Genomic DNA, 15,394 nt, shown 5'->3' with positions numbered 1-15,394 from the left:
CCTTAGAAGTGAAGACCCGGCGAAACGCTCGCGGGCATCTGCAGTTGCGCGCTTTCGACCGAGGCCATCGGGTAGGCGCAGTAGTCGGCGGCGTAGAACGCGCTCGGCCGGTGGTTGCCCGAGCGGCCCGCGCCGCCGAACGGCGCGCCGCTCGACGCACCGTTGGTCGGCCGGTTCCAGTTCACCACGCCCGCGCGGATCTCGCGCGTGAAGCGCTGCCACAGCGCTTCGTCGTCGGCGAGCAGGCCCGCCGAGAGGCCGTACGCCGTGTTGTTGGCTTGCGCAATGGCGTCGTCGAAACCCGCGTAGCGGATCACCTGCGCGAGCGGGCCAAAGTGCTCTTCGTCGGGCAGGTCCGCCACGCCCGTCACGTCGAGAATCGCCGGCGTCACGAAACCGAGCGCCGGATCGCGTTGCTCCATCGGCAGCAAGGCGCGTGCGCCGCGCTCGAGCAACTGCGCCTGCGCGCTCATCAGCTTGCCCGCCGCGCGCGCCGAAATCACGGCGCCCATAAAGGGCTGCGGCTCGGCGTCGTACTCACCCACGGTAATGCGCGCACTCACTTCGACGAAGCGCGCAAGGAAGCGCTCGCCGAATGCGTCTGCGGGCACGAGAATGCGGCGCGCGCACGTACAGCGTTGCCCCGCCGAAAGAAACGCCGACTGGATCGTGTGATGCACGGCGGCATCGATATCCTCGACCGGCGCGACGACGAGCGGATTGTTGCCGCCCATCTCCAGCGCGAGCACGATCTCGGGCCGGCCGCCGAACTGGCGATGCAGCAGCGTGCCCGTGTCCGAGCTGCCCGTGAAAAAGAGCCCGTCGATCTGTCTGTGATTCGCAAGCGCAATGCCGGTGTCGCGCTCGCCCTGCACGAGGTTGAGCACGCCCGCGGGCAAGCCCGCTTCGCGCCAAAGTTCGACCGTTACGCGCGCCACTTCGGGAGCGAGTTCCGAAGGCTTGAACACGACGGCGTTGCCCGCGATCAGCGCCGGCACGATATGGCCGTTGGGCAGATGGCCCGGGAAGTTGTACGGACCGAACACGGCGACGACGCCGTGCGGGCGATGGCGCAGCACCGCCACGCCGTCGGCCATCGGCGCGCGCTTCTCGCCGGTGCGCTCGCCATAGGCGGTGATCGAGATCGCGACCTTCGCGGCCATCGACGCCGCTTCGGTGCGCGCTTCCCAGAGCGGCTTGCCGGTCTCGCGACCAATGGCCTGGGCGAGCGTTTCCTTCTTTTCGGTGACGAGAGCGGCGAAGCGCTTCACGAACTCGCAGCGCACTTCGAGCGGCGTTTGCGCCCACGCGGCGAACGCGCGGCGCGCGGCATTCACGGCGCGATCGACATCTTCGGCGCTCGCGGCATTGCCGCTCCACACGGTCTCGCCCGTGCCAGGGTTGCGCGAAGCGAACGCGGGGCCCGAGGCCGCGCACCATTGTCCATCGATGTAAAGCTCGTTCATGGTCATCCCTTTTGATGCTTTTGCGCGGGGCCGAGCACGCGCACCGGATCGCCCGCCGCGACGTTCAGCGCCGCCGCTTCCGTGGCGCTCAGCGTGAACACGCCGTCGTAGACGACGCCCGGCGCGAATCCCACGCGGAAATCGCCGAGCGACGTGTTGGATACGAGTGAGCGCACACCCGCTTCGGCATGCGCCTCACCGATCTCGACCGGCACGACCACGCTCTCGCGCACCGTGCGCAGGTCGCCGATATGGCATTCGAGCACCGGGCCCGCGTCGAAGATATCGACGTGATTCTCGTAGCGCAGCCCCTCGGCTTCGAGCATGCGGCGCGCGGGAATCGTGTCGGCATGCGTGAGGCCGACACAAGCCTGCGCTTCCTCGGGCAGCAGCTCCACGTACACCGGATAACGCGGCATCAGTTCCGCGAGGAACGACTTGCGCCCGTGCGAGCTGAGGTAGTCGGCAGCGTTGAAATCGATCTGGTAGAAGTGCGAACCGACCGCACGCCAGAACGGCGACGTGCCTTGAGCGTCGAAATGGCCGCGCAATTCCGCACACAGGCGCTCGGGAAAGCGCTCGCGAAACTGCGCGATGAACATGAAGCGCGATCGCGAAAGCAGGCTGCCCATTCCGCCCGTGCGATAGCGCGGCGAAAGAAAGAGCGAACACACCTCGGCATAGCCCGTGAGATCGTGCGAGATATTGAGCGCGCGCATGCGCGTCCAGATGCCGAGCTCCTGGCTTGCGTGCACCACCGTGCTCACGCGGTAGTTGTAGAACGGCTGCTCCAGTCCCACGGCCGATTCGATGCCGCATACGCCGGCCACGTCGCCCGTGGCCGTGTCTTCCATCACGAAGAAGTAGCCGGCTTCGCGCAGTTCGGCCTCGCCCGCCAGCGTGCGCCGCGCGCGCTCGATGCGCGCCTTGAGCGCCTCGCGATCGGGCTTGAAGGTGGTGAGGCCGGGGCCCGTTTCCTGAGCGAGCGAGACGAGCGCGTCCACGTCGCCCGTTTGCACGACGCGTACCACGATCATTGTGCGTCTCCCATATAGGCATCCTCTGTTTGCGGGGTGGCGCGATATAGCGGCGCACAGCGCACCGGCTCGCCGTCCTGCACGCCGAGCGCGGCGCGCGCGCTCGCGTCGAGCGGCGCGATGATGCCCGCGCCCTTCTCGCTTTCGGGCAGCGTCGCGAGCACGCAGCGGAACTCGCCCGCGTGCTGGCTCGCGACCAGATACGCCGCGCCTTCCAGGTTCGTTGCGAGCGCCACTTCGCGCACCGTGCGCGTCTCGTTGCCGGCGACCGAGGCCGTGCGGTCCACCTGCGCGGTCAGCACCGGGCCCGCATCGAAAATATCGACGTAACGATCCGGCTCGAAGCCTTCTTCCAGATGGATCTCGTAAGCGAGCAAGGCGCTCGGATCGGGCTCGCCGAGCACGCGCTGCGCCGGCTCCGGCAGCAGCGGCACATAGAGCGGATAAGCCGGCATGACCTCGGCGATGAAGGTGCGGCTGCGTCCGCCCGAGGCCAGTTCGATGTCCTTGAAATCGCGCCCGAAGAACTTGCGACCCACGGCCTCCCAGAAGGGCGAGGCACCCGTCTCGTCGGTCACGCCGAGCAGCAGCGAGAACACTTCGGGCGTGAAGCGCCGGCGGTTCATCGCGACGTACATCATGCGTGCGCGCGACATGAGATGCGCGGCCGCGTCGCCGCGCAGCGAGGGCTCGATGTAGAAGCCCGCGAGGCGGCTCTTGCCCGTGAGTTCGTGCGACATCGTCAGCGCGTGAATCTTGCGGTTCACGTGCAGCTCGCGCGACGCATGAATGAGCGCGTCGTTGCGAAACGCGTAGAACGGCTCGGCGTAGCCGGCCGCCGCCACGATGCTCGAGGTGCCGACGAGCCGCCCCGTGGCGGAATCTTCGAGCACGAACAGATAGAACTCCTCACCGGGAAAGTCCACGTCCGCGCGAAACGAATCTTCTGAAAGCGCGATGCGCGCTTCCAGCGCCGCGCGGTCGTGCGGCAGCGAATGCAGCACCGGCTGCGCGGTGTGCGCCATGTGGGCGATCGCGTCGAGATCGGAAAGCCTGGCGGGGCGAACGAATAGCATCGTCGGTCCTGTGTGTGCGCTGGGTTGCGGCTGGGTTACGATTTAGCGTGCGCCGATCACATCTGCGCAGGCCTGCTCGAAGCGCGCAAAGCCTTCGTCGAGGTCCGCTTCGGGAATGATGAGCGAGGGTGCGAAGCGCAGCACGTCCGGCCCGGCAATCAGCATCATCACGCCGCGATTCGCGGCCGCCCCGTTGAAGTCCTTGGCGCGGCCCGCGAAGCGCGCATTCAGTTCGGCGCCGATCAGAAGCCCCTTGCCGCGCACTTCCTTGAACATGTCGAAACGCTCGTTGAGCTTCGCGAGCTTGCCGCGAATCGCTTCGCCGCGCGCGCGCACGCCCGCCAGCAGCGCCGGATCGCTCACCAACTCGACCACCTTGCCCGCAATCGCGGCGCCCAGCGGATTGCCGCCATAGGTCGTGCCATGCACGCCCACCTTGAAGTGCGCCGCAATCGCTTCGGTCGTGAGCATCGCGCCGATCGGGAAGCCGTTGCCGAGCGCCTTGGCCGTCGTGAGGATGTCGGGCGTGACGCCCGTATCTTCGTAAGCGTAGAAGTGGCCCGTGCGGCCCACGCCCGTTTGCACTTCGTCGAAAATCAGCAGCGCGCCGTGCGCATCGCACGCTTCGCGCAGCGCGCGCAGGAACGCGGGATCGGCGGGAATCACACCGCCCTCGCCCTGCACCGGCTCGACGATCACAGCGCAGGTCTGCGCGCCGATGGCGCGCTTCGCCGCTTCGATATCGTTGTACTCCAAGTGCGTGATGCCACCCGGCACGGGGCCGAAGCCTTCCGAATACTTGGGCTGGCCGCCCACGCTCACGGTGAAGAACGTGCGGCCGTGGAACGACTGGGTGAACGAGATGATCTCGAACTTGTCGGCGCCGTGCCGATCGAACGCCACGCGGCGCGCGAGCTTGAGCGCCGCCTCATTGGCCTCCGCGCCCGAGTTCGCGAAGAACGCGCGGTCGGCGAACGTAAGTGCTTCGAGCTGGCGCGCAAGACGCAACACCGGCTCGTTGGTGTAGCCGTTGCCGATGTGCCAAAGCTTGCTGCCCTGCTCCTCGAGCACGCGCAGCAACTCCGGGTGCGCGTGGCCGAGCGAGGTCACGGCGATGCCGCAGGCGAAGTCGATGTAATCGCGGCCCTCGGTATCCCACACGCGCGAGCCTTCCCCGCGATCCGGCACGAACGGCGCGGGCGAGAAACACGGCACCATCACTTCGTCGAAGGTCTTGCGGCTCACAGTCTGGTCGTTCATGGCGATTCCTCTATTACTCAGTGCGTGTCGAATTCGGGGTCGGTGTGCGTTGGGGCCGTGCCCTTTCGCTCAGGTGGCTTTGCATGGGACGGGACTAAGCGCTCAAGCGCCAAGTCCCGTCGACACTTGTGCAGTGTAGGCAAGCTCGGCGCAAACGTCTTGCGCAGGCGCGACGCGTTTTTTCGTACGGAACCTGCAAGGTCCGGACGCTTGCTGCGCCGCGGCCAGGTTCACTGAACTTCCGGCGGCTCGACGAGCGCGCCCGCGCGCGGCTCGGCGGCGGCCCCGCCGTGCAGGCGCTCGATCCAGTTGCGGCGATCCTCGCGCGGCGTCACGCCGAAGCGCTCGCGGTACGCATTCGAAAAATGCGCCGCTGAAGAAAACCCGCACGCGAGACTGATCTGCACCACCGACTTGCTGGTGCGCTGCAACTGCGAGCGCGCCTTGGCAAGGCGCAGGCCCAGGTAGTACTTCGACGGCATCGCGCCGAGGTACTGGCGAAAGAGCCGCTCGAGCTGCCGCCGCGACACGCCCACGAGATTCGCGATCTCGTCGGTCGTGAGCGGGTCCTCGATATTCGCCTCCATCAGCTTGAGCGCGTCGTTCAGGCGCGGGTGCCGCTCGCCGGGCGCGGTCACGAACGGAATACGCTGGCGCTCGTCGCCGCTGCGCAGCGTGCTTGCGCCGAGCGCGTCGGCAATGCGCTCGGCGAGTTCCGGGCCGTGGTCGCGGCCGATCATCGCGAGCATGAAGTCGAGCGTGGCCTGGCCGCCCGCGCAAGTCGCGCGGTCGCGGTCGATTTCGTAGATGTGCTGTGTGACGATGGTGCGCTCGAACTGCTCGGCGAACTGCTGGAACGTCTCCCAGTTCGCGGCCACGCGATAACCCTGCAACTGTCCGGCCATCGCGAGCCACCAGATGCCATGGTGAATGCCCGTGACGAGTGGCGTGCGCTGCCCCACGCGCGCGAGACTCGCGAGAAAGAGCCGGTAGTCGGCGAACTGCTGGTAGCGCTCGGTGACGACGATGAGCCAGTCGGCTGAAACGGCGTCGCCGAACGCGCAGTCGGCGGGCCACTGCGCGCCGCCCGCAAGCGGCACGGGGCGGCCGTTCCACGAGCACATCTGCCAGCGGTACAGCGCGCGGCCGTCAATCTCGTTGGCGAGATTGAGCGCGTCGACAATCGGGCCCACGCCCGACATCGAAACGGGCGGCAGCGCGACGATCGCCACCTGGGTCGTGCGGCCGGCGCGCGCGAGCGGCGCCTGGCCGCCGGGCGCGGCAGGAACGGAAGCAGAGGGGGGAACGGCTTGACGAACCATCGAAGGCAATAAAACGAAAGCGCGATGCGAACCGCGCCGCTTACTTGAGGCTGCCCGAGAGGAACTGGCGCAGACGATCGCTCTTCGGCGCGCCGAGCACATCGCCGGGCGCGCCCTCTTCCTCCGTGCGCCCCTGGTGCAGGAACATCACATGATTCGAGACGTTGCGCGCAAAGCCCATTTCGTGGGTGACGACGATCATCGTGCGGCCCTCTTCGGCGAGCTTTTGCATCACCTTGAGCACTTCGCCCACGAGTTCGGGGTCGAGCGCGGAGGTGGGCTCGTCGAACAGCATCACGTCGGGATGCATGGCGAGCGCGCGCGCGATCGCCACCCGCTGCTGCTGACCGCCCGAAAGATGCGAGGGATATTGCTTCTCCACGCGAGGCGCGAGACCCACTTTCTCCAGATACTGCCGCGCGCGGTCCTCGGCTTCCTTGCGCGGCACGCCCAGCACGTGCAGGGGCGCTTCCATCACGTTCTCGAGCACGTTCATATGCGACCAGAGATTGAAGTGCTGGAACACCATCGCGAGCTTGGTGCGGATGCGCTGCAATTGCTTGTGATCGGCCACGTCCAGGTCGCCGTTGCGGCCCGCCTTCGTGCGCACGACCTCGCCGTCGACGACGATCTCGCCCGCGTTCGGCCTCTCGAGGAAATTGATGCAGCGCAGGAAGGTGCTCTTGCCCGAGCCGCTCGCGCCGATGATACTGATCACGTCGCCCTTCTTCGCGTCGAGCGAGACGCCTTTGAGCACCTCGTTGTCGCCGTAACGCTTATGGATGTCGCGCGCGACGAGCTTGCTATCTGAGGATTGCGTCTGAGCCAAGATGGTCTCCGGTTTGCGATGAATCAGCGGGTGCGCACGGCGAGATGGCCGAGCCAGCGTTTTTCGGCGCGGCGGAACGCGGCCACCAGCACGAACGATACCGCACAGTAGATCAGCGCAGCGAGGCCGAACGACTCGAACGAGCGGTAGGTCGCCGAGTTGGCGTCGCGCGCGACCTTGAGGATATCGGGCACCGTCGCGGTGAAGGCCACCGTGGTCGCGTGCAGCATCAGGATCACCTCGTTACTGTACAGCGGCAGTGCGCGGCGCAGCGCCGAAGGCAGGACCACGCGCCAGTACATCGTGAACGGGCTCATACCGTAGGCGCGCGCCGCTTCCACTTCGCCATGCGAGGTGGCGCGAATCGCACCCGCGAAAATCTCCGTCGTGTACGCACAGGTGTTGAGGGCGAACGCGAGCACCGCGCAGTTCAGGCCGCTGCGGAAGAACGCGTCGAGCAGCGGCTCCGAACGGATGAACGCGAGACTGTACACGCCCGTGTAGATGAGCAGCAACTGCACGTAGAGCGGCGTGCCGCGAAACACGTAGGTGTAGAAGCGCACCGGCAGCGAGAGCCAGCGGCGGCTCGACACGCGCGCCACGGCGAGCGGCACCGCGCACACGAAGCCGAAGGCGACAGAGATCACAAGCAGCCACAGCGTCATCGCGAGGCCGGAGACATGCTCGCCGTCCCAGTAGAGGAACGCGCGGCCGAATTGCTGAATGATTTCGTTCATGACGGCCTTTTCCTCAGAGTTGCGCGTGACGCACGCCCACCGAATAGCGGCGTTCGAGCCAGACGAGCGCGAAGTTCGAGAGCGTGGTGATCGCGAGATAGATGAGCGCCGCAATCACGAGGAAGAAAAACAGGTTGAAGGTGCTGCGGCCCGCGTCCTGGGCGGCCTTCACGACATCGGCGAGACCGATGATCGAGACGAGCGCCGTCGCCTTGACGAGCACCTGCCAGTTGTTGCCGATGCCGGGCAGCGCAAAACGCATCATCTGCGGAAAGAGGATGCGGGCGAACACGCGCGCGCCGCTCATGCCGTAGGCATGGCCCGCTTCGAGCTGGCCGCGCGGCACCGCGAGAAACGCGCCGCGAAAGGTTTCGGTGAAGTACGCGCCGTAAATGAAGCCGAGCGTGACGACGCCGGCCACGAACGGATCGATGTCGATCTGCGCCATGCCGAGCGCGTCGGTGGCCTCGTTCACGCCGATCTGGATGCTGTAGAAGAGCAGCAGCATCAGCACGAGGTCGGGCACCGAGCGGATCAGTGTCGTGTAGGCGGTCGCCACGGCCGCGAGCGGCCGGTTGAACGAGAGCTTGGCCGCCGCGCCGGCCAGGCCGAGCAGCACAGCCACGCCGAGCGAGAGCAGCGAAAGCTCGATGGTCTGGATCGTGCCGGCGAGCAGCACCGGGCCAAAGCCGTAAAGGATCACGCGCGTCTCCGGAACATATTCGTTTTGTCGTTTCGGGCGGCCTCGCGCGGCACCTGAGCGCCGTCGAAACCGATGAACTGGCGCGGATCGTCTCAGTGCAAAATGGATTGCTCAAACTCGCGCGGCGCGGATATTGCAGTGCAGCATTGCGACGCGACGCACGGATGCGGGCGGATCGGGCCCACGCAGCCGCGGGCGCGATGCTTTTGAAAGGCGAAAAAAAATGCCCCGGCACGCGAGGCGCGCGGGGCATTTACGCAAGTTTGGGGTCGCTTTTTCGATAGGTGCGCGGCGTGCGCGCTGCGACCCGGCGGAGCTTAAGCGGCGCGCGTTTGCGTGCCGCGTGCGCCGCCCGCACGGGCATTCGCACCAGGCAGCTTTTCGGCGAGTGCGCCAAACAGCAGGCCGATCGTGGTCCAGAGAATGACCTGCATGCCGATCGACACCGTGCGGAACTTCCACAGCAGCACGGCCGGGAAGGCGGCGGGCACCTCGTTGATCGTCGGCAGCGCGAGCTGGATCGCGCCGATCACGACGACGAACAGCACGAGCGCCACGATCGAAGCGTTCCAGACGCCAAGGCGCGGCACGAACGCGGCGCGCACCTTGAGCGAGAACACCGACACGGCGATCGAGATCGCGATCATCAGGAAGAAGAGCCCGGTTCGATAGCCGATTGTCTCCGGGTCGCCGACCGAGGGCGGATTCGCCGGATATTTGATGTTCGGCACCAGGTAGATCGCGACGAACGCCGCGAGCGCGAGCCAGGCGGAGAGCGCACGCGGCGCAAGACGCCCCACGCGACCGTTCGCATATGCGAAGACGAGCGCAAAGAGGCAGCCGATCGACGCGCCATAGACCATCACGCCAGTGAAGAGACCGATGCTCGCCTGGGTCTTGCGGCTCACGATCTCGGGCTCGGGTGCCTCACCCTTCGCGGCGTCGGCTTTCTCTTCGAAGGAAATCGCCTGATCGACCTGCGGCTCGCCCGCGATCTTCGCGAAGCCGAACGTAAGGAGTCCCGCGGCGATGCCTGCGAGCATGCCGCGTAACAGCAACTTGCCAACCATATCCGGCTCCCGGTCAGTGGCAGGGAAAGCCGAGCAGATGGCGGCCGTCGTGAACGAATTCGTGGACGTACATGCCCGGGAAGATCGACGTGGCGCCCTGCTCGGCGCCCACGAAGTACAAGGCCAGCAGCAGCATGAGGCCGCCGAAGATCGCCCAGGGCAGGATCTCTCGCAGCGGAATGGGCGCCGGCGCGGCCGGTGCGTGCTGCAAGGGGAATGAGGTTTCGGACATGCTGACTTCTCCTGGGGTTACGCGCCCCGCTAGTCGTTGAAAGAGTGGTTCACGACGCGCAGGTCTGACTTCCGTTGCTTCGATTCAATCGACGGCAACCAGTTACAGTGGCGCGACCGCGCCGGACTTGCACCGGCTTCCGCGTGTCGTGGAGCCTGTATTCTACGCGCTGCGACGGCTGGCCGCGGCCCGGATGTCACCTGGATAGGTCAGCCACAGAGTAGTGAAGCATAAGGAAAAGCATGCCGACGACAGTCTGGCTGGTGAGCCATGCGGCGAGTGCCGCGCTGCGCTCGGGAACATTCCCGCAAGCGCCTGTAGCGGGCGATGACGCCGAAGAAGCGCTCGATGCGCGCGCACTCGAGGCGCTTGCCGCCTGGCGCGAACGCTGGCACGCGCGGCTGGCCGGTGGCAATCGCAACGCCGAGGTGCCGCGCGCGTTCACGAGTCCCGCCGCGATCGCCCGCGCGAGCGCACACGCGGCAGGCTTCGCGGGGGCAACGCCAGCTGACGCGCTCGCCGAAACCGCCTTCGGCGCGTGGCAAGGCCAGCGCCTCACGGATCTCGCGCGCGAAGTGCCCGAAGCCCTTGCGGCCTGGACGCGTGATCCAGGCTTTCGGCCGCCAGGCGGCGGCGAATCGTTCGACGATGTCCGCACGCGCGTCGGCGCCTGGCTCGACGCGGTGCCCGACTCGGGCCACAACCTGATCGCCTTCACGCACGCAAGCGTGATCCGGGCGGCGATTCTTCACGCGCTGGGCGCGCTGTCATCAAGTTTTCGCTCGATCGAAATCGCGCCGCTTTCCATGACGGCGCTACGCCGCATGCAGCACGGCTGGGTGTGGCTCGCCGTGGTGGATTGAGGTTGGGGACACCATTCCTTGATCTACGTCCATGCGCCGCAAAGCTACGCGTATCAACACGTTGACACACGCCTATTCGAGGCCTAGCATCGGAAATGTATCAACTACGTAGATACACCGCGATCAGGTATGGACATCAAGCTCAATACGTTATTGGCCAGACGGCTAGTTCAGTACGAGGACGAAATGGCGATACAAACCCTGAAGCGTTGGGGCAACAGCCTTGCGGTGCGCATTCCGGCCAGCCTTGCCAGCAAGCTTGCTCTGGCGGAGGGGCAGGAGGTCGAGATGGAAGTCGAAGATGGGTCGCTCACGGTTCGCCCGCACACGGCGATCCGGCGCTTCTCGCGCGAGCGCTATTTGCAGCAGTTGCGCGAGAGGAAGCTTGAGCCGCACCCGCTCGTCGACTTCGGCCAGCCGCAAGGGACCGAAATCGGCGGACCCGATGACCCCACGCGTTTCGACCCATGGTAAGGAACGCATGAAGAATGGAACACCAGACGCAGGCGACATCCTCTGGCTCAACGTCGGGCCGCGTGCAGGCAGCGAGCAGGACGGCTACCGCCCTGCCCTCGTCCTCACCGACGCGGAGTTCAACGAACTCACTGGCCGCTTCGTCGGGCTGCCCATCACCAGCACGATTCACGGGTGGGAGTCGGAAATCCCCATCAGCGGCCTTGCCAGACCCTGCGTCGCGATGGCCGACCAGATCACCACGCTGTCGCTGGCTGGCAGAGTCTGGCGGCACAAAGGAGAAACGGCGACAGCCGAAGAATTGGAGGCGGCGAAATTCGCCGTCGCCGGCATTCTCGACCTGTAGCCAGCAGCGCACGAGAAGCGCCCTAGTCCAGCCCTAGCTGCGCCTTGATGGCCGGCATCATGTACTGCACGGCCGCGCGCCCTTCCTCGATGGCGGGCGCGGCGCGATGAAAGTCGAAGATCCCCATGCCGCCCAGGCGCGGCTGGATCAGCAGGTCGGCGGGCTCGCCTGCAAGGCGGCTGCGCGTAATGCGCACCTGCATGATGTCGATGCTCTGGGCCACCGAGCTCAACACGGAAGGCACGCGCGTGCTAGGCGGCGGCGCCACGCGTACGTCCGGCCCGCCAGCCGCGCCGGGGCCTGCTGGCTGCAGCCAGCGCGGGAAGCGCTTGCCGTTGCGGCGCAGGAGCGGTTCAAGCGCCGCTTCGCTGCTGTCAGCACCATTGGCGACGCTGCCGAGCGCCCCGGCGGCCGATGCCGCCCTCGCCGCGTCGCTCGCCTCCACGGGCAACTCGCGCGGCATCGTGTCGATCGCGCCGCCCAGGTCGCGGCCGTTGAGAATGTCGTGATTGAGGTCGATGGCGATCACGGTGTCCGCGCGCATCGCGCGCGCGGCGGACACCGGCACCGGGTTGCTCAGTCCGCCATCCACGAGCCACACGCCGTCATGCCAGATCGGCGTGAAAATGCCGGGAATCGCGATCGAAGCGCGCACGGCGTCCACCACGCCGCCTTCGCGCAGCCAGACCTCGCGCCCCGTGTCGAGTTCGGTGGCGACCGCCGTGAACGGCAGCCTCAGGTCATCGATCGAGCGGCCGTTGAACCGGTGCGCAAAAAGGTCGATCACCTTGCGCCCGCCGAGCAGGCCGCCCGAAAAACGCAAGTCGAGCAAGCGCACCACGGTCTGCCAGGTGAGCTTGCCCACCCAGTCCTCGAGCCAGTCGAGATCGCCGTTCGCATACACGGCGCCGACCAGCGCGCCAATCGACGTACCGCACACCACGTCGGGCTTGATGCCCGCTTCCTCGAGCGCACGAATCGCGCCGATATGCGCCCAGCCGCGCGCCGCGCCGCCGCCGAGCACGAGTCCCAAGCGCTTGGGCCGTCGCCGGTTCATCATGCGCGCCTCCTTGCGTGGTTCTGGGTCAACTGAGTCATCGACCGCGGATGATGTCCGAGCGCGAGGTCGTCGTGACCCGCCCGTCCGGTCCGAAATGCACGTTGAAATACGCTTCGGGCGTCACGCCCCCTTCCAGCCACTTCCAGCTCCACACCGTCTCCTTCTTCAAGCGGTAGCCGGCCACTTGCCCGGGCTTACCGAGCAATCGCCGCACCTCGTCCTCGCTCATGCCGACACGGATCTTCGCGAAGTTTTCCGCCGTAAGCGCCTGAGTAATGGCCACGAGCCGCCCGTTCGGACCGATGTCGACCATCCAGGTCTTGAGGCCCTGCGGGCCGCGCGGATATTCGAGGCGGCGCGAGCCATCGTCGAACACGCGCTCGGTCTCGGGCTTGCCCATCTGCTCGCGTACCTGCTCGAGCGTGGAAACGCCGGGCGTGAGGCCCTTGAGCAGCAGCGCGTCGGGCTTCACGGAATCGAAGAACGCCTTGAATCCCTGCCGGATGGTGTCGAGCATGGCATCGAACTGGCGATCGTCGCAGCCGGAAAGCGTGAACGCCGCCGTGGCGGCGCACGCGAGCGCGAGCGAACGCGTGAGTGAAAACGTGGGCTTCATGTCCTTGCTAACGCATCAACATGGGCTTGCGTCTACGCGCGCCGATCCGGCGCGCATCGACATGCCCACAATGTACCGTCAATGGACCGGGTCGTGCTGTGAGTCCTGCTTCGGGCGGCCCGCACTTGCGGACACGCTCGCCACGGCGGGCGGCGCATCGGCGGGCTGAGCGGCGGGCTGCACACCGTGGCGCACTGCGCGACGCGTGCGGACGATTTCCGCGGCCTGCCACGAAAGCAGCGCGAGCACGCCGAACACCACTTCGCGCATGCGCTTGACGAGCGCGAGCGAGAACGCCACGTCCTGGCTCACGCCAAAGAGCTGCGCGAGCAGCACCACGGCGACTTCCTGCACGCCGAGGCCGGCGGGCACCATGAAGGCGGCATGGCGCACGGCCTGGGTGATGGCCTCGATGGCGAGCGCGTCGCCGACCGTCACCGGATGGCCGAGCAGCGCAAGCGCCCACCACGTCTCGAACGCCCCGAGCATGTAGCCGCCAAGCTGCCAGAAGAAAGCGCGAAACATGAGGCCCGTGCGCGACATCAGCGCGTCGAGATCGGCGTCGAGCTGCTTGCCGTCGAGGCCGAGCATGAGCGGATTTTCGGTGCCGAGCAGCCGCGCGGCCCAGCGTTCGATCGCATGGAAAACGCCGCCGCGACGCAGCAGGAACACGGCGAGCACGGGCAGCGGCGCCGAGAGCACGAGCGCTAGCGAGATCGCGATGATGGTGCGCAGCGAACCGCCGTCGCCGGTTGCGGCGACGATCAACACGACGCCCAGCGCCGAGAACGCATATTGCACGGCGATCGTCACGAACACCTCGACGATCACCGAAGCCGTGACCTCGCTCGCATTGCGCACCTTCCAGCGCGCGAGGCGAATGCCGACGAGCTCGCCGCCCACGCCGACCACGGGCAGCAGCCGGTTCACGGCCTCGCGCACGGTCGCGGTCCACCAGAGGAAGCTGAGCGGTGCGCGCTTGTCGAGCAGGAGGCGCCACGCATGAGCGTCGAGCAGGAGCGGCAGCGCGTGGAACGGCACGAGCCAGAGCAGCATGGGGCCTGCCGTGCCAATCACGCGCAGCACGTCGTGCGCGCCGTTATGGACGACGAGACCGATCAGGATGGCGATCCCGACCGGCAGGCCCAGCCATTTCAGCCACTTCATGACACCTGCACCTCGGGGCCGCGTGACGCGGAGGGGTCGCAGCCTGAAGCCGCGCCGAAGAACACGTCGGCAAAGCCGCCCCGGCGCACGCCCGACTGCGCGAGCGCTGCGGCCACGCGCGGCGAGATCAGCGCGCCGAATTCGTCGGCGTGGCGATACGTCTGCATCGACGGCGTGATGGGCCCGTCGTGCGCTTCATCGGCGAGCGCCGGGTGGCAGTAGATCTCGCCCACGCCCTGCGCGGGCAGATGCGCGAGCGCGTCGAGCACGGCGGCCTCGTCCATTGCGCCCGTCTTCGCGATGCCGACCACGTAGTCGTTGTGCGCGACGCCCGCACGCGCGAGCCGCGCACGCACGAGCGCGAGCCAGGGCTTGAGCGCGAACGGCGCGCCTGCCTCGAGCGGCAGACGCATCGCGCGCAAACCATAGTCGCGGCCGATCTCGAGGATCAGCGCGAGCACCGTGGGATGCAGATGAAAATGCTTGTGCGTGTTCACGTGATCGAGCGCGAGCCCGGTCGCCGCGAACGCGTCGAACTGCGCGCGTATTTCCTTCGCGAGCTGCCTGCGCACATGCGGCAGGAAGAAGAAACGCACGCCGTCACGGACCATGTTGTCGCCGAAACGCCCTTGCGCATCGACGAGCGCGGGAATCTGCGCGCGCGGCAGCATCGCCGCGCCATCGGCCAGCACCAGATGCAGCCCCACGCGCAAACCCGGCGTGCGGCGCGCCCGCGCCACGGCATCAAGCGCGGCGGGCGCGGCCACCATCAGGCTCGCGCAGTCGAGCACACCCTCGCGATGCGCACGCTCCACCGCCGCATTGACCCGCTCGTGCAGGCCAAAGTCGTCGGCGGTGAAGATGAGCGCGCGCGCATCGTGAGAGGAGCGGTCCATCATGCCTCGTGCGCGCGCAGGAAGCGGAAGAACTCCACGCCTTCGCGCAGACGCCGCTTCATCATGTCCCAGCTCGTGAGCATCTCGCGCACGATCTCCCAGATCTTCGACGGCCGGAAATAGAACTGCCGATAGAACTGCTCCAGGTGGTGATAGATCTCGTCGCGCGACAGATGCGCATAGCCGATCGCCGCGAGCTGCACCCCTTCCTTGCTCACCAGGTTGATGGTCTTGTTCTCT

At 66.8% G+C, this 15,394-nt stretch carries 17 protein-coding genes, 1 pseudogene and 1 riboswitch; of the genes and pseudogenes, 3 read left to right on the top strand and 15 right to left on the bottom strand.

The genetic code is table 11. From position 1 onward, the window contains the following. Positions 1–2: 2 nt before the first annotated feature. From astD to M3I56_RS32620, 10 genes are all read right to left on the bottom strand, one after another. Positions 3–1,466 (bottom strand): succinylglutamate-semialdehyde dehydrogenase, encoded by a 1,464-nt coding sequence (astD, locus tag M3I56_RS32665; protein ID WP_254357520.1) that lies wholly within the window; start codon positions 1,464–1,466, stop codon positions 3–5. A gap of 2 nt (positions 1,467–1,468) precedes the next feature. Next, positions 1,469–2,503, bottom strand: coding sequence for an arginine N-succinyltransferase (astA, locus tag M3I56_RS32660; protein ID WP_254357519.1), 1,035 nt, complete (start codon positions 2,501–2,503; stop codon positions 1,469–1,471). Beyond that, positions 2,500–3,579, bottom strand: coding sequence for an arginine/ornithine succinyltransferase subunit alpha (aruF, locus tag M3I56_RS32655; RefSeq protein ID WP_254357518.1), 1,080 nt, complete (start codon positions 3,577–3,579; stop codon positions 2,500–2,502). The genes astA and aruF overlap by 4 nt, the downstream gene beginning before the upstream one ends. A 42-nt stretch (positions 3,580–3,621) precedes the next feature. Then, the gene (locus M3I56_RS32650) at positions 3,622–4,839 is read right to left on the bottom strand and encodes an aspartate aminotransferase family protein (protein ID WP_254357517.1); all 1,218 of its coding nucleotides are present in this window, start codon (positions 4,837–4,839) and stop codon (positions 3,622–3,624) included. Between the two features lie 230 nt (positions 4,840–5,069). Further along, positions 5,070–6,041, bottom strand: coding sequence for a GlxA family transcriptional regulator (locus M3I56_RS32645; RefSeq protein ID WP_254357546.1), 972 nt, complete (start codon positions 6,039–6,041; stop codon positions 5,070–5,072). 160 nt (positions 6,042–6,201) lie between these two features. Further along, entirely contained in the window at positions 6,202–6,993 is a 792-nt protein-coding gene (locus M3I56_RS32640; RefSeq protein WP_375541829.1) for an ABC transporter ATP-binding protein, read from the bottom strand. A gap of 20 nt (positions 6,994–7,013) precedes the next feature. After that, positions 7,014–7,727, bottom strand: a complete 714-nt coding sequence (locus M3I56_RS32635) for an ABC transporter permease (RefSeq protein ID WP_028204763.1) — start codon at positions 7,725–7,727, stop codon at positions 7,014–7,016. 13 nt (positions 7,728–7,740) lie between these two features. Continuing rightward, positions 7,741–8,430 (bottom strand): ABC transporter permease, encoded by a 690-nt coding sequence (locus M3I56_RS32630; RefSeq protein WP_028204762.1) that lies wholly within the window; start codon positions 8,428–8,430, stop codon positions 7,741–7,743. Between the two features lie 317 nt (positions 8,431–8,747). Next, positions 8,748–9,500, bottom strand: coding sequence for a CbtA family protein (locus M3I56_RS32625; RefSeq protein WP_254357515.1), 753 nt, complete (start codon positions 9,498–9,500; stop codon positions 8,748–8,750). Positions 9,501–9,513: 13 nt separating this feature from the next. Next, a complete protein-coding gene (locus M3I56_RS32620) occupies positions 9,514–9,732 on the bottom strand; it encodes a CbtB domain-containing protein (protein ID WP_254357514.1) in 219 nt (72 codons plus the stop codon). 39 nt (positions 9,733–9,771) lie between these two features. Next, positions 9,772–9,917: riboswitch (cobalamin riboswitch) on the bottom strand. Positions 9,918–9,974: 57 nt separating this feature from the next. On the opposite strand from M3I56_RS32620, the gene M3I56_RS32615 reads away from it, so the two are divergent. From M3I56_RS32615 to M3I56_RS32605, 3 genes are all read left to right on the top strand, one after another. Then, positions 9,975–10,595 (top strand): histidine phosphatase family protein, encoded by a 621-nt coding sequence (locus M3I56_RS32615; protein WP_254357513.1) that lies wholly within the window; start codon positions 9,975–9,977, stop codon positions 10,593–10,595. A gap of 129 nt (positions 10,596–10,724) precedes the next feature. Beyond that, on the top strand, positions 10,725–11,069 hold the full coding sequence (locus M3I56_RS32610) for an AbrB/MazE/SpoVT family DNA-binding domain-containing protein (protein WP_254357512.1): 345 nt from the start codon (positions 10,725–10,727) through the stop codon (positions 11,067–11,069). Positions 11,070–11,076: 7 nt separating this feature from the next. Beyond that, positions 11,077–11,415: a type II toxin-antitoxin system PemK/MazF family toxin gene (locus tag M3I56_RS32605; protein WP_254357511.1), complete on the top strand. Its 339-nt coding sequence runs from the start codon at positions 11,077–11,079 to the stop codon at positions 11,413–11,415. Positions 11,416–11,437: 22 nt separating this feature from the next. Here the strand turns inward: M3I56_RS32605 and M3I56_RS32600 are convergent, their stop codons facing one another. The 5 genes and pseudogenes from M3I56_RS32600 to M3I56_RS32580 all read right to left on the bottom strand — a co-directional run. Next, positions 11,438–12,475: a patatin-like phospholipase family protein gene (locus M3I56_RS32600; protein ID WP_254357510.1), complete on the bottom strand. Its 1,038-nt coding sequence runs from the start codon at positions 12,473–12,475 to the stop codon at positions 11,438–11,440. 34 nt (positions 12,476–12,509) lie between these two features. Then, positions 12,510–13,091, bottom strand: coding sequence for an outer membrane protein assembly factor BamE (locus M3I56_RS32595; protein WP_254335794.1), 582 nt, complete (start codon positions 13,089–13,091; stop codon positions 12,510–12,512). 78 nt (positions 13,092–13,169) lie between these two features. Beyond that, the gene (locus M3I56_RS32590) at positions 13,170–14,258 is read right to left on the bottom strand and encodes a lysylphosphatidylglycerol synthase domain-containing protein (protein WP_254357509.1); all 1,089 of its coding nucleotides are present in this window, start codon (positions 14,256–14,258) and stop codon (positions 13,170–13,172) included. Beyond that, positions 14,255–15,154, bottom strand: a complete 900-nt coding sequence (gene hpnK / locus M3I56_RS32585; protein ID WP_254357545.1) for a hopanoid biosynthesis-associated protein HpnK — start codon at positions 15,152–15,154, stop codon at positions 14,255–14,257. The genes M3I56_RS32590 and hpnK overlap by 4 nt, the downstream gene beginning before the upstream one ends. Beyond that, positions 15,154–15,394: pseudogene (locus M3I56_RS32580) on the bottom strand (hopanoid biosynthesis associated radical SAM protein HpnJ); the annotation flags it as partial. The pseudogene M3I56_RS32580 and the gene hpnK, both read right to left, overlap by 1 nt.

The organism is Paraburkholderia sp. CNPSo 3281 (assembly GCF_024206515.1).
Lineage (GTDB): Bacteria > Pseudomonadota > Gammaproteobacteria > Burkholderiales > Burkholderiaceae > Paraburkholderia > Paraburkholderia nodosa.
The sequence above is the reverse complement of the archived record's forward strand: the minus strand, read 5'-3'. Positions and strand labels throughout refer to the sequence as shown.

Coding starts and splice junctions, on each gene's coding strand:
- M3I56_RS32615 (WP_254357513.1), top strand. CDS start 9,975: ATGCCGACGACAGTCTGGCTGGTGAGCCATGCGGCGAGTGCCGCGCTG.
- M3I56_RS32620 (WP_254357514.1), bottom strand. CDS start 9,732: ATGTCCGAAACCTCATTCCCCTTGCAGCACGCACCGGCCGCGCCGGCG.
- M3I56_RS32635 (WP_028204763.1), bottom strand. CDS start 7,727: ATGAACGAAATCATTCAGCAATTCGGCCGCGCGTTCCTCTACTGGGAC.
- M3I56_RS32645 (WP_254357546.1), bottom strand. CDS start 6,041: ATGTCGGGCGTGGGCCCGATTGTCGACGCGCTCAATCTCGCCAACGAG.
- M3I56_RS32595 (WP_254335794.1), bottom strand. CDS start 13,091: ATGAAGCCCACGTTTTCACTCACGCGTTCGCTCGCGCTCGCGTGCGCC.
- M3I56_RS32650 (WP_254357517.1), bottom strand. CDS start 4,839: ATGAACGACCAGACTGTGAGCCGCAAGACCTTCGACGAAGTGATGGTG.
- M3I56_RS32590 (WP_254357509.1), bottom strand. CDS start 14,258: ATGAAGTGGCTGAAATGGCTGGGCCTGCCGGTCGGGATCGCCATCCTG.
- M3I56_RS32600 (WP_254357510.1), bottom strand. CDS start 12,475: ATGATGAACCGGCGACGGCCCAAGCGCTTGGGACTCGTGCTCGGCGGC.
- astD (WP_254357520.1), bottom strand. CDS start 1,466: ATGAACGAGCTTTACATCGATGGACAATGGTGCGCGGCCTCGGGCCCC.
- M3I56_RS32605 (WP_254357511.1), top strand. CDS start 11,077: ATGAAGAATGGAACACCAGACGCAGGCGACATCCTCTGGCTCAACGTC.
- astA (WP_254357519.1), bottom strand. CDS start 2,503: ATGATCGTGGTACGCGTCGTGCAAACGGGCGACGTGGACGCGCTCGTC.
- aruF (WP_254357518.1), bottom strand. CDS start 3,579: ATGCTATTCGTTCGCCCCGCCAGGCTTTCCGATCTCGACGCGATCGCC.
- M3I56_RS32625 (WP_254357515.1), bottom strand. CDS start 9,500: ATGGTTGGCAAGTTGCTGTTACGCGGCATGCTCGCAGGCATCGCCGCG.
- M3I56_RS32610 (WP_254357512.1), top strand. CDS start 10,725: ATGGACATCAAGCTCAATACGTTATTGGCCAGACGGCTAGTTCAGTAC.
- hpnK (WP_254357545.1), bottom strand. CDS start 15,154: ATGGACCGCTCCTCTCACGATGCGCGCGCGCTCATCTTCACCGCCGAC.